A 13,384-nucleotide genomic window follows, 5' to 3' on the forward strand; every position below is an offset into this window, starting at 1 on the left:
GTGCTAATGGTTGAGCCTAGGCTCAGTTGGTTTGAACGACATTTACTTGCTGATTGGCTCCCGTCTGAATAACGGTTGCCGCCAATCCGTTACCGTTTTGCTCGATGCTGGCCTGATTGCCATCACCCAGCTGGATCGCCCGGGCCTGATTGTCTGCCCCTTGCTGACTGATCCAAGCTTCATTGCCGCTGCCTTGTTGCAGCAGCCAAATCCGGTTATTGATGCCCGCCTGATAGAGCTCGGCGCTATTGCCCTCGCCCAGTTGCGCACCATTGACCCAGTTCTCATCTCCCACCTGGGAGAGCGCCAACTCATTGGCCCAACCCTGTTGCAGCAGACGCGCCTGATTCAGCTCCCCTTGCTGGGTGAGATGCAGTTGCTGCTCGCTACCGAGTTGCCACAACAGCGCCTGATTCCCATCGTTCTGCAGACCGGAATCCAGCTCGCTTGCCATCGCCAGCTCGTCGAAGACGGCAGGCTCTGCGGCGAGTTGCGGGGCGCCCGATATCAGCAGAAAAAAGAGAGCACTCAACAGGTGTTTCATCGCGCCATCGCCTTGTTGGAAAACGCCCACAGTATCCCTGTCAGACCAGAGGCGGCCTATCAGGCACTCCGCTGATTCGAGGATGAAAAGCGCCGCCCTGTCGCTGAGCAGAAAGTCTTAATTCGTATTCGATGGAGGCCAAAAAAAATGCCCTCCACCAGGGAGGGCATTGCACGAGCGGGAAAAAATCAAAGTAGCGGGGCATTGTCTTGCAGGTACTCCTGCAGGATCGGATTGTCGATATCCCGCTGGTCGGCCAGTTGCCACAGATTGTCCCGCACACCATTGGCAATCAACCGGATCACCCCGGACTCGATAGCCGACATGACACACATCTGTACCGGTTCATTGGTGCTGAAACCGGCCTCGGCCTCCAGCAGGCGCTTGTACTCGACGAAACGGAATACCCCTGCCTGCACCTGTTGCGACAGTACTGTCTTGGAAGTGGTGACACTGTTCAGGATCCGGCCTGAACGGATATCGACGGCTCGCAGATTGACCGTCACCTGATCGACCCGATACTCCCCGCTGGCGCCGATGCCAAAATACTTGGCCCCCGCCCCGCCGGTTCGCACATTGCTGTCATAGGCGACTATCCCCCCCTCGATCAGGATGTTGGCGGCAACCAGCGAGGGCAGTTGATTGGCATTGTTGCCGGGAACGTTGGGCTTGTTCTGGGCCGCCCGCACAATCTTGCGCTCGGTCAGCAGGTTCTGCAGCCCTTCCCGCTCCAGCGGCACAAACCATTGGGAATCCCACAAGGCCGTGCTCAGCATAGCCACCCCACCCTGGGTGACCGCCGTGGAGAAGTTGGACGCCGGTGCAGGCAGGTACTGACCGGTCTGATCGCGAAAATCGTAGACGGCCGCGACAATTTTCCCTTTTGGCTTGGGTAGACTGATCAGCTCCTTGTAAGAGACGGATCGCGGCATCAGGGTTGCCTTCTCATCGGCAACGGGCGAGCCGATATGGGTCGCACAGCCAGCCAGCGCAAGCAGGGGCACTATCAATAACAGTTGTCGTTTCATCGCGCCCTCAGTCGGCAATCAGGCCATTCACTTCGATCATGGTGGTCTGGTTGGTCACCCGGTCGGTGATCGAAACCACCAGGGTGCCATCTTCATCCACCACATTGATGGCAAAATCATCGGTCACCAGACTGCCGCTCTGGCTGCCATCCTTGCCGATATCGGCCAGCAGTTGGCTGATCAGGCGGGATTGCAGATTGGAGGTCAGGCGATCCAGCGCCGAGGTGCCGCTGCTACCGCTGCCACTGGCGGGATCCTTGTAATCATTCTGCGCATTGGCGGTGCCAAGCAGATGACTGCTGTTGAGAGGGTTACCCCCAAAGCTGGGGTTGACGGGGCGATAGACAAGCTCCGACGCATGGAGCGTTGGCGCTATCAGTGCAGCAACTAGCCATAACCGGGCACGCATGAGAAATATCCTTATAGTTCATCATGTTCCAAATCGAAGGTATCCATGAACAGGGTCGCGATCTTCTGCTGTTCGAGGGTCTGCCTGACCTGTGACCAAGCCAGTTTGGCGCTCTGCTCCTGCTGATTGCGGCCGGGAGAGAGCGCGGTTTTAAAAATCACCTTCCGGTTATGGGTGATCCAGATCAGGCTGCCCCAGCGGGCTGTCGGGCGCTCATGAATCGTCAGATTTTCTCTGGCATCCGGGTCTTCATCACTGCGCAACCGGGTAAATTCGTTATAAAAGCCCTGACCGAAACGGGTAAAGGTGCGATCCAGCACCAGACCATCCACATCCAGCCGATCACTCTCCTGCTCCGGCTGCACCGACTCCAGCGGTGTATCAGCCTCGCCCGCCACAACGGTCGTGCAGCCCCAAAGCAGCGCGAGGCAACACGCCACAGAGAGCGCTTTCATCAGTGGGAGTCCGGAGCATCGAGATACTCTTTGGCCCAGCTCACCGCCTGGATCCGGTTCTTCACATTCAGCTTTTTAAAGACGTTATAGAGGTGGGATTTGACGGTGTGCTCGCTGACAAACAGGCTGTCGGCGATCTCGACATTGGAGGCGCCCGTCATCAGATAACGGATGATCTCCTGCTCTCTGGCGGTCAGCAGAGTGTCGTTACGCAGCAGATAACTGTTGCCCTGGCGATAGTATTCGACCAGCTCGCACAATAGGTGGCGCGGCATCCAGTACTCGCCCAACAGGATTTTCTGCAACCCGGCAACCAGTCTGTCGAGCGGATCCTGACGGAAAAACAGACCGCAGATCTGCGGCCACATCAGCAGCAGGTCGCGATCCGTCGCAGTGGGAGCATTGAGCAGCACAGTGGTCGCCATGCCAAAGCGTTCGGAGATCGCCCGGTTCCAGCCCAGTGACTGGCCAGAGCGGATATAGTCGAGATCGATGAGAAACAGCGTGCCGTCACACTGGTTATCTAGCTGATTAATCTCGTGGATTAGCTGGACGGGACGGCTCAAATGAGAGATGAGGTATGCAGCAAATGTGCTGGCCTGCACATTATTTTCAGTGACCAGTGCGATCGGGCATGCGGCTTTCATTGTGTGCTCTTCCTTGAACCTGTAAACCACCTAATCTGGCCGACTGAGTCTACCAAGGAGGTATGGGAGCACAATATTAAAAAAGTATGAGAATGGATCTCATAAATATCGTAACCATATGTTTTTAGTCGATTTAAAAACCTATTCCAATTCGCCAATCGGCCAGCATAACAGGAATATATGGCAGAAATGTGATGCCGGACGCGCCGGAAACAGCTGCAACCCGACCATCACTGCAGCAGGAGCCAACAGTTGTCTTTGGCACATCAAGCCGGTTAAGGATGCTGCCAATCCGCTTCGCAACTGTTACTATGACCGTCACATGCGTCTGCGGGACATTGCGCCCCGCACACAGCAACTAATCAGGTATCTAGTCGTGTTGGACCAGGTTTCGACCTGGCCGGTAAATAAGGTGGAAGAGAGATTATGGCCAGTCGAGGCATCAATAAAGTCATTCTGATCGGTAACCTCGGGCAAGACCCGGAAGTACGCTACATGCCGAGTGGCGGTGCTGTGACCAACATTACTCTGGCTACCTCCGAAACCTGGCGCGACAAGCAGACCGGTGAGCAGAAAGAGCGTACCGAATGGCATCGCGTCGTCTTCATGGGCAAGCTGGCCGAAGTGGCTGGCGAGTACCTGAAGAAGGGCTCCCAGGTCTATGTGGAAGGCAAACTGCAAACCCGCAAATGGCAGGATCAGAGCGGCCAGGAGCGCTACACCACTGAAGTGCTGGTCGACAGCTTCACTGGCGTGATGCAGATGCTGGGTGGTCGTCCGCAAGGCGGTCAGGGTATGGGCCAGAACATGGGTGGCCAATCCCAGGGTAACTGGGGTCAGCCACAGCAGAGCATGCCTGCCCAGCAGCCGATGAATCAGCAGCGCCCGGCACCGGCTCCGCAGCAGAACATGCAGCCGCAAGGCGGTTATGGCCGTCCTGCCCAGCAGCCGCAATCTGCGCCGCCGGTATATAACGAGCCGCCGATGGATTTCGACGACGATATCCCGTTCTAGGGCCGGTTTTTTTAAAATGTAAAGCGTTTTGTAAAGCGAAATGCCTAAAAACCCCGATATTTCGGGGTTTTTTCTTTTCTGAGAATGTAAAGATTGCACATTCTGAAAGCACGCAGTATACCTTAGGAATGGGTGTATAAAAGTGTAAAGGAGTGATGCAGTGAAGCTCAGAACCGTCAACATGAAGCAGTACAATGAACGTAAGTATCTAATCGTTGATGAGAGAGGACTCCCCATCCCGAGGCTATGTGAGTTCACACTGACACACCTGTATGGTGCGGAAAAAACACAGGAGAATAATGCAAACCACCTAATCCATATCGAACGATGGGCAGCAATGCTAAAAGTAGATCTAGCGGAAATTGTTGCTGGCACAGGGTTTGCTGACACTGGCTTATACCAGAGTTTTCTCAAACATCTTGAGCATCGCTCATACGATATCAACGGAGCAAGACCCCTCCGACCAGATATTGTTAGTCCTGATTATTTCAATCAACGCCTTGATTTGGTATTGGTTTATTTTCAATTTTTAGCCGACAAAGCAATATCCAAGCGCCGTAATACTGATCCTCTATTCAGTCAAATCCCCGAGATGATGAGAAGGCTTCAAGTAAAACTAGTCAAGCTGAGAAGACCAAAGACAGCTCCAGGCCGCATTCTTGGATTGTCATTAGTCCAACAAGCAACACTGTATGACATCATGGAAATACCGAGTTCTCTTGGCTGGAATAAATCTACTCAGTTACGTAACAAGCTAATTCTTAGGTTACTTTTAGAAACAGGAATTAGAAAAAGTGAACTGCTATCACTTACTACATCAAACTGCCATACGAGCAAGCTGGTACATGGTGTTTACCCATTTATCCTGACACAACAGAATATTGAACATAACGATCCTCGTAATAGAGTGCCACGCGAGAAAACAGTTGGCAGGATTATTCCTATTTCATTTCCTCTAGCTTCACTGATTGATGAATATAAACAGGCGAGAAAATCTCTTGGCGACTCAGCCATGAAGAGCCCCTATTTACTCTTATCGACAACTAAGCCACATAATCCGCTATCAATAGCAGCATTGGATGATATTTTCTCAAGTATCAAGAATAAAATTTTAGAGTTATCAGATATTCATCCTCATAAATTAAGGCATACACTCTTTGAAAATATTGACAGAATGCTTACTAAAATGGGGATTGACGCAGCTCAACAGAAAAAGATAAAAAATAATGTTGGGGGGTGGAAGTATAACTCAGATAGTAGTCTAATATATGAAACTGGGTCAATAATGGAGCAATGCAACCTAGTTCTAAACCAACTTCACGCTGAAATGGAATTACATAGAAAAATATCATAAAAAATTGCCAAGGTGGTGGCCATGCCGACAAAAAAATTAGATAAAAACGAAATCATGTTGGTACAAATAGACCAGCATCCACAATTTTCTTATGACCCATATCCTGTAAGCCAGTCAGGCCAACAACTGGATTTAACACAAAGTAAAGTAGTTCTGGAACCGGAGAGGGAGACCCTATTCTTTGAAAAAATCTCTCCCCAACTAAGAGAGCATGCCCGTGCATGGATTTCTTATGCTTGTCATATCTACTCTAACTATGCTCTTTTCTCACAACAACATTGTTGGCGCCTACTCAAAATCCCTGACGATACTGTAGCAGAAGATATTGCCGAAAAAATACAAGAAATCTACAGAGAGCTTTTGAGCTCTGAACGTAGTCCTAGCACTAAATCTGCTTTAAGAATACTGTATAAATGGTGTGTTGAAGAGGGTCTACCACACTTTGATGAAGACTTTTATGATTACTACCTAGCCAGTATAAAGTTTGGTACAGCTGAGGGTAAGGGCCTTGATGTAATTATGGAAATTCCTGACCGTGGACCACTCACGATCAAGGAAGAACGAATCTTCATCTCCACATTAAACTCAGTTTTACCAGAGACACTCACCACCCATGAGTTACAGGGATTGGTGTCACTAAAATGTGCCCAAGTTCTTGGCATGAGAAATATCCAGGTGATGAGACTAAAGTTCTCCGACTTGCAAATCTCTGACAAAGGTGTACATACCCTAAAAGTTTTAAGGGCAAAACAAAGAGGGAGGACCAATAATAACGTTTATAAAATTCGCCCCATAACAAAAACACTTGCAAAACTAATTTCATCAATGAAATCACGTTACGAAGATATACTAGGTACAAAAATCACTGATGATTGGCCTGTAATCTCAGAGTATTACAGTCTTAGAGATGAATTAGTTAAGCAGCAAGTAAAGATAACCAAGATAACATACATCACCAATCAGTTCAGAATGGCTGTTGGATTGGACTTCAAGGTAACCAACCGTAGACTTCGTAAAACCTTCTGCTCGCGGCTAATCGCCAAGGGCACTCCTATGACTGTTGTTGCAGAACTAATGGATCATAGTGATTTACAACAGCTAGACGTTTATTATAGACAATCGCATAACGTTGCTAAAAAACTAGATGATATACTGCGAAGTCAGGCCATCGACATAATCGATGTATTTGCAGGTAAAGTTGTTACGCCCGATTATGCCTCTCAGAGAGGACAAGGAATTTTCGCCCCATCGAAAAATTTAAATCTTGTTAAAATTGGTAGCTGTGGTAGCACAACCCCATGTTCTCTTCAACCCCCACTTTCTTGTTACAACTGTTCTTCTCTAGAAGCCTTTGAAGACGTTGACCATAAGGAAGTTGTAGATACGATGGTAGAAGAAATAAAAGAAGTATTTGGTGATGCTCACGCCATAAATATTCTACAACATAAAGATTTTTTAGCTGCTCGCAAGTTTGCTGACATGTTTGATCGGGGTGAACTATGAATACCAGCCTACAATTATTACCGTCAATTGGTGTGGATTCTGATAGCAATCTGGCACAATTGGTTCACTTTTACAAAAAAAACACTCCCTTTGCAAAAATAGAAAGTTGGGAATGGGATGACATTAGCTGGGATGCTAAAGGTATTTGTAAGACTCAAGCTAGAAAATCTGGATATAATATATCAGTCAATTTTAGCAGAGATAACAAGCTCGGAAAAAAAGTTAAGTCATCATATAATGACATAAAGCCGTTTCACAATCTTGATCTATCTGATATCGCTAAATGTCATATCTCAGCATTGCAAATTGAGAAGGCGAAAGATGTAGGGACACTCAATTTCTATATTGTTGCATATCGGTATTTAGATAATGCGATGCTAAAAAGGAATATTACAGCAAGTAATCTGACTACTTATGACTTCAAAGTAGCAGAGGCTGAAGCACACGATAGGTTAGAAAGTTCTACCTTCTATCGTATTGGTCAGAAACTTGAATCCATTGCGACTTTCATTAACAAGAAGAAGCTTTCTATCCAAAAGATAGTATTCAAAAAGTCAGCTAAACGCGGTGACACGCATACCGCCAGTGATTCAAGAATCGATTTTGAGTCAACTACCAAACGGCATGAGAAGTTACCTACCCACGAAAGCCTCATCGCAGTAGCAACACTTTCTAACTCGAATCTAGAAGGTGATGATGCCCTGTTTCAGGCTATCGTAGAAATTATGTTTGCAACAGGTCTGCGATTTGATGAGGTGATCTGCTTGGATGTCGAGTGTTTACAGGCCAGGGAAGTTGAGGAGCTAAACGTCTTCACAGGCGAAATTGACATAGTATGCATTAATGAGATCCGCTATCGAGCCAAAAAAGGCGCTGCATATCAGACCAAGGCTATAGCCTCAAGCCTGCTGCCGATTCTACAAAAAGGTCTGACTAGCGCACTTGAAATATTAGCACCTGTACGTGACACGATTAAATGTGTCATTAATGGAAAATACGACTTCTTCCCAATTATCACCGAAGATTGTGAGCTGTTTGTCACTGACATTTGGGAAAGATTAAACTGGTCATCACGTTCAAATCTATTATCCTATCTAAAGAAAAGAAATGTTAATCTGACTAATAAACTGAATCCAAATACAGGTAAAAATGCGGCCGCATTCCACTCAGTAGACTTAAAGGAAAAAACATTTTCATTAGCGAAGAAGTCTATCGATGAATTATGGAAACAGATGTCAGTGTTAAGTGTGGCTGATTGCCCAGATAAACTAATATTTGTTACCCAACATCAGCGCCATCATTCTGATAAGAGCACAGAGCCCTGGGAATTCACAATGATAACGCATACTCAGATATCAGACTATATTTCAGGTCGCCCTGAACTTGGTATCAAAAATATATTTGAACGCAAACATCTGTGCTATCAAGGTGAACAAATCCGGCTGACATCACATCAATTTCGTCACTTTCTAGGCACTATGCTGGAGATCTCAGATTCAGTAACTCCTATAGAGGTTGCTCGCTACTTTGGGCGAAAGTATACTCCAGACAATATAGCCTATGACCACACTAATCCAGCTAAAAGAGTCATGGATAACGCAGACATACTCTTTGCCGCCTCAAATATAACACCAGAGCAAGCAAAAGAGGCATCAGTGATCTTTACGCTGGTTGATCGTGATGAGGTTCTTGAAACGATAGAAGACATTGGCACAACACTTATCACTGCAATTGGCTTATGTAAACATGACTATAGTGACTCTCCATGTGGAAAATACTATGCATGCGTCCGTGGGTGCTCTGAGTATTATCGTATAAAAGGAAAACAAGGAGAGATAATTCATTTACAAAAACTTCAAGATGAACAAGAAACTCGAATTCAGCATGTTAAGGCAGCTGTTGACGCAGAATATCATGGCTCCAATAACTGGCTACGTTCTCATGAAGAGCTATTAAATGGTTGTCGTATAGCCCTCGCTATTGAGCAGGATAATTCAATTTCAGATGGCGAACGAGTGCAAGTTTTTCCTAATGGTAATAATGGGTGTGTTGCAATATGAAAAAAGAACAGAAACAAATTACAGCTGCACTAGAGCAAGACTTCTGCAAACTCATCGTAATCCTAGCTGCCCGCAGTGGGAGGAATAAGGTCACCTGGAAGGAACTAGAACAGGAGACAGGGTTTACTCGGCAAGCATTGTCCAAAAAAGAATCTATTGTTAAGGCTTATAAAGAAGCCAATCAAAGTAGCAACATAATAGAAAATATCGGCAGGCGTGCAGAAGAAACCCAATCAAAACTTGATAAAGTGAAAGAGGAAAATATCAAGTTAAAAAAACTATTAGCTGACTATGATGAGACTTTTGTTCGCTGGTTCGCCAATGCAACAAGTCATGGTATGTCCATTGAGGAGTTGGAAGCACCGCTCCCACACTCTATGAAGACAAAAGCTAGATTGAAAGATCTTAAAAAATGAATAGAGCATTCAGTATTAGTCGTGAACTGGAAGATTTCGATCTCGATAGAATGCATGCCAAGGCGCGTGAAAATCTAGTTAAGGTGGCAAATTTGGTCGGGCCACTTGACCTTGCTGAATGGCAAAACTTCATAGAAAATGGCAGTTTAAATGCAACTGCAATAATAAAAGAGATTGGCATATCTCGCTCTAGCTATTACCAAAACAAATACATTGTTGCGTACCTTAAAAGTAAGGCTCAATGGCTAGCTGAACAGAATACCTTACAGGAGCTGCCCTACCAGGCTCGGGATACTTCAAAAACACCCGCAAATCGATACAGCCCGCTAGAAAAGAGCATTCAAGAGAAAGATAAAATGATTCGCCAATTACAGCTACGGGTTGCAGAACTAGAATCTCATCTAGAAGGATTGAAGCAGGAATATAAATCTCTTCAATCAAATTCACATCGAGATCAGCATCGCATGGAATTGCTAGAAATATTTAAGCGGGTGCCAAGATGAATGACTTCGGGCAAGAGAGGTTTTTCCGCATCACAAGATCACCATATTCATCCAGAAAAGGTCGATCATTTCATGCTGTACAGATAGATCCTGACACTCTACGTAACTGCAATTACAAGCAGAACTACATCATTCACATAAATGAACATAACAGTGAGCGCCTATCACTAATATTGGCAAAGGGTGCATTGGTTAAATTAGCTGTCAAAAAGCAGTATAGTAGACGAGTAGAGCACGGAGGTATTCTCACTGTAATCACCCCTCAATACCTAGACCTTATTAGGCCATCAGGGGAGCAGATCGCACTTATGTTAGGCAGTCACACCAGATTTAAAGGTGTTGGCCCAGTGAAAGCCCGTAAATTATGGTCTACATTTGGTGAGTCCCTATTTGAAATATTGGATAATGGGGATATTGTAAGCCTGCGTAAGATATTAAGTGAAAACACTGCAAAAAATACTGCCGATGCATGGCGTAGCTATATAAATATTAATGCTATGCGATTCTGCAATGCAAATTTAGGCTTATCAGTATCAACCTCATTTTTGGTATCAGATTATTATCAACAGGAAACCATAAGTAAGATAAGCGAAGATCCTTACCGATTATTAGCATTTGGTGTTGATTTTAATGAATGTGATCGGATCTCACTGGCTCTAGGCTTTCAATTGGACGCTCCTATTAGGTTCGCAGCAGCAGCCGAGGAGGCGTTGTACTGTCATCTTTCTAACGGGAGTACATTAGCAACACGATATGATTTAGATATATGGCTGAAACAACTCTTGCATATCCCAATGAATCCAGAAAAAACAGAGTGCTATGTTAATCAAGCATTCGCACTCGCCACATCGTGTGAAAATATCCTTGAGGTTGGTGATAATGAATTACAGAGCGCAGGTGCTTTCACCATGGAAGCATATGTTGCTCAGCGATTGGTGAACCTCATCACAACCCCGAGTAAATTATCTCTCGATGAAAAAAGGATAAACTTCTATATCAATCAATACGAAAGTAAAAAGTGCTTTCACTTAAGCTCTCTTCAAAAAGAAGCTATCTTTGGGGCTATAAAACATCGTTTTCTAATTATTAATGGTGGTGCAGGTGTAGGTAAAACTACATTATTAGATGCGCTTTATTCAGTGCTTCATAAGTTAGATATAATACCAGTACAAGTCGCACTTGCAGGCAAAGCAGCAAAAAGGATGGCAGAGGCAACAAATCAAGAGGCTTATACTATCGCAAGATTTATTAGAAATTTCAATGCTAAAGATTATGAAGGCAGACAACTTGTTATTGTTGTCGATGAAAGCTCAATGGTAGACTTACCTAGTATGTACCGCCTATTGAGATGTGTTCCTAATTCTGCACATGTAATCATGTTAGGCGATATTGGGCAGCTCCCACCTGTAGATTTTGGTCTTGTTTTCCATGAACTGGTGCCAATGCACGACATTCCCAAAATCACATTAACAGAGGTTCGTCGGCAAGATAGACTCTCAAATATTCCGGCTATCTCAGCCGCTATCCGTAATGGTGTTCTTCCAACATTTAGCTACGATGATGTCGTCCATATTGATATAAATGGAACTAATGCAATTCAAAGGAGAGCAGTCTCAATATATTTAGAAAAACCTGATGAAACACAAATAATTTGCGCTACAACCAAAATGGTTAATGATATAAATAAACGCTGCGTAGCATTTAATAAAAGCAAGCCATTAAGAGTATTCATAGAAGAAGTAAATCGATATTTAGATACTGAGTTTAAACTACATGACAAAGTAATGTGCTGCTCCAACCTTTACGACCATGACCTGATGAATGGTTCCACAGGACACATTTGCCAAGTTTACAACGTAATGAAAATTCTAAAGAATGATGACAACGATGAATCTTTGACTAGCTTTGGTAAGATACTGTGGGATGACGGCATAGAACGAGAGATCTCGTTGGATATAATCAATGCCCTTCGCCATGCTTATGCTATGACAATTCACAAGAGTCAGGGTTCACAGTTTAAACAAGTCATCATTGTTCTGGATAAGGCCCCAAACATTGATCGAACAATGTGTTATACCGCGATTACACGAGCCGTAGAAAAGGTCTACTTGATCGGGCCTTTGAATATTCTGAGCCAAGCTCTAACGCATGAGTCAGCAAGCAAACGAAATGTTGATCTTGGACATAAGGTGAAGGCGTTGCTATTAAAAAAATAGCAGGCCTTCCTTTAGCTATTGGTGAATAGCTACCCAGAGTTTGAGTCACTTATCATATCAAAGACCGATTCTGAGCGAACGGGTTCAGGCAATAACCCCATGTTCAATCCGACCAATGAGATCGACCACGGCTTGGACACCGCTTGGTGTAGTCAAGATATTCATAGGTATCTCACCTCCCAGCCCTTTTGCAGGGCAATGTAACCAAGCCATAGCCATAGCCATAGCCATAGCAAGATCATCATTGTGTAGCGAGATTGTTGCATCAAGTGCTTGTATTACACTGTATACTCTAGACCCTTGCTCAGGAGTTAGAGGAGTTCCATTCTTTAGTTTACGGGTTATGGTCCTTTTGCTAATACCAACAAGATGACAGATTGTCTTCATATCAGACCTGACAGATTCAACAAGCCTTATAATAATCTCAGGGGGAATTCCTGCAACAATCCATGAATGAACACTCAATGGGTCGGAAGGAATACCTAGAGACATGACAAGTCGTGCACAATGGGGCTTCACATGCCCCTGATTATATGCTGAGTAAGTCATAATGCTCATGTTCTCATTGCAAGATATAGTCTTAAAAGTAGCGATAAAATTCTTCACTGGAAAGCACATCGGTACACTCGATGATCCTCCGTAGGCAACCGAGCGTTAGGTCTTCTCACAGTGGCGACCAGAACCAGCCCGTGAAGTTCAGGTGTTTCCCACAGGTGCGACCTGAACCAGCCCGTAAAGTTCAGGTGTTTCCCACAGTGGCGACCTGAACCAGCCCGTGAAGTTCAGGTGTTTCCCACAGTGGCGACCTGAACCAGCCCGTGAAGTTCAGGTGTTTCCCACAGTAGCGGCCTGCACCAGCCCGAGAAGTTCAGGTGTTTCCCATATTGAAGTCATATCGACCTCCCACTCGCACCACAAAGTTCAGGCATTTCCCGTAGTGGCGACCTGAACCAGCCCGTGAAGTTCAGGTGTTTCCCACAGTAGCGACCTGAACCAGCCCGAGAAGTTCAGGTGTTTCCCATATTGAAGTCATATCGACCTCCCACTCGCACCACAAAGTTCAGGCATTTCCCGTAGTGGCGACCTGAACCAGCCCGTGAAGTTCAGGTGTTTCCCACAGTAGCGACCTGAACCAGCCCGAGAAGTTCAGGTGTTTCCCATATTGAAGTCATATCGACCTCCCACTCGCACCACAAAGTTCAGGCATTTCCCGTAGTGGCGACCTGAACCAGCCC

The 13,384-nt window shown here is 45.7% G+C and carries 13 protein-coding genes; 7 read left to right on the forward strand and 6 right to left on the reverse strand.

Going from position 1 to position 13,384, the window contains the following annotated elements:
• Positions 1-22: 22 nt before the first annotated feature.
• From OKC43_RS20230 to OKC43_RS20250, 5 genes are all read right to left on the reverse strand, one after another.
• The gene (locus OKC43_RS20230; protein ID WP_042080925.1) at positions 23-544 is read right to left on the reverse strand and encodes a curlin; all 522 of its coding nucleotides are present in this window, start codon (positions 542-544) and stop codon (positions 23-25) included.
• 188 nt (positions 545-732) lie between these two features.
• Positions 733-1,572 (reverse strand): CsgG/HfaB family protein, encoded by an 840-nt coding sequence (locus OKC43_RS20235; protein WP_005355003.1) that lies wholly within the window; start codon positions 1,570-1,572, stop codon positions 733-735.
• Positions 1,573-1,579: 7 nt separating this feature from the next.
• On the reverse strand, positions 1,580-1,981 hold the full coding sequence (locus OKC43_RS20240) for a curli assembly protein CsgF (RefSeq protein ID WP_019445195.1): 402 nt from the start codon (positions 1,979-1,981) through the stop codon (positions 1,580-1,582).
• Between the two features lie 11 nt (positions 1,982-1,992).
• A complete protein-coding gene (locus OKC43_RS20245; protein WP_110304471.1) occupies positions 1,993-2,436 on the reverse strand; it encodes a curli production assembly/transport protein CsgE in 444 nt (147 codons plus the stop codon).
• Positions 2,436-3,083, reverse strand: coding sequence for a LuxR C-terminal-related transcriptional regulator (locus OKC43_RS20250; protein WP_042080923.1), 648 nt, complete (start codon positions 3,081-3,083; stop codon positions 2,436-2,438). The genes OKC43_RS20245 and OKC43_RS20250 overlap by 1 nt, the downstream gene beginning before the upstream one ends.
• A gap of 426 nt (positions 3,084-3,509) precedes the next feature.
• Here OKC43_RS20250 and OKC43_RS20255 point away from each other — a divergent pair, with 426 nt between their 5' ends.
• The 7 genes from OKC43_RS20255 to OKC43_RS20285 all read left to right on the forward strand — a co-directional run bounded on the left by OKC43_RS20255 (position 3,510) and on the right by OKC43_RS20285 (position 12,149).
• On the forward strand, positions 3,510-4,097 hold the full coding sequence (locus tag OKC43_RS20255; protein WP_005340181.1) for a single-stranded DNA-binding protein: 588 nt from the start codon (positions 3,510-3,512) through the stop codon (positions 4,095-4,097).
• Between the two features lie 160 nt (positions 4,098-4,257).
• Complete coding sequence (locus OKC43_RS20260) at positions 4,258-5,451, forward strand: tyrosine-type recombinase/integrase (RefSeq protein ID WP_143236977.1); 1,194 nt, start codon at positions 4,258-4,260, stop codon at positions 5,449-5,451.
• Between the two features lie 21 nt (positions 5,452-5,472).
• Positions 5,473-6,954: a site-specific integrase gene (locus tag OKC43_RS20265; RefSeq protein WP_134997597.1), complete on the forward strand. Its 1,482-nt coding sequence runs from the start codon at positions 5,473-5,475 to the stop codon at positions 6,952-6,954.
• Positions 6,951-9,014: an integrase gene (locus OKC43_RS20270; protein ID WP_226798857.1), complete on the forward strand. Its 2,064-nt coding sequence runs from the start codon at positions 6,951-6,953 to the stop codon at positions 9,012-9,014. Before OKC43_RS20265 ends, OKC43_RS20270 begins: the two co-directional genes overlap by 4 nt.
• Positions 9,011-9,430, forward strand: a complete 420-nt coding sequence (locus OKC43_RS20275) for a hypothetical protein (RefSeq protein WP_134997596.1) — start codon at positions 9,011-9,013, stop codon at positions 9,428-9,430. Before OKC43_RS20270 ends, OKC43_RS20275 begins: the two co-directional genes overlap by 4 nt.
• Entirely contained in the window at positions 9,427-9,933 is a 507-nt protein-coding gene (locus OKC43_RS20280; protein ID WP_134997595.1) for a hypothetical protein, read from the forward strand. The genes OKC43_RS20275 and OKC43_RS20280 overlap by 4 nt, the downstream gene beginning before the upstream one ends.
• The gene (locus tag OKC43_RS20285; protein ID WP_134997594.1) at positions 9,930-12,149 is read left to right on the forward strand and encodes an AAA family ATPase; all 2,220 of its coding nucleotides are present in this window, start codon (positions 9,930-9,932) and stop codon (positions 12,147-12,149) included. The genes OKC43_RS20280 and OKC43_RS20285 overlap by 4 nt, the downstream gene beginning before the upstream one ends.
• Before the next feature lie 84 nt (positions 12,150-12,233).
• On the opposite strand, the gene OKC43_RS20290 is transcribed toward OKC43_RS20285, so the two are convergent.
• A complete protein-coding gene (locus OKC43_RS20290) occupies positions 12,234-12,707 on the reverse strand; it encodes an antitoxin Xre/MbcA/ParS toxin-binding domain-containing protein (RefSeq protein WP_226798855.1) in 474 nt (157 codons plus the stop codon).
• Positions 12,708-13,384 lie beyond the last annotated feature (677 nt).

It is taken from the genome of Aeromonas sp. Y289-2 (genome assembly GCF_027705925.1).
Lineage (GTDB): Bacteria > Pseudomonadota > Gammaproteobacteria > Enterobacterales > Aeromonadaceae > Aeromonas > Aeromonas veronii.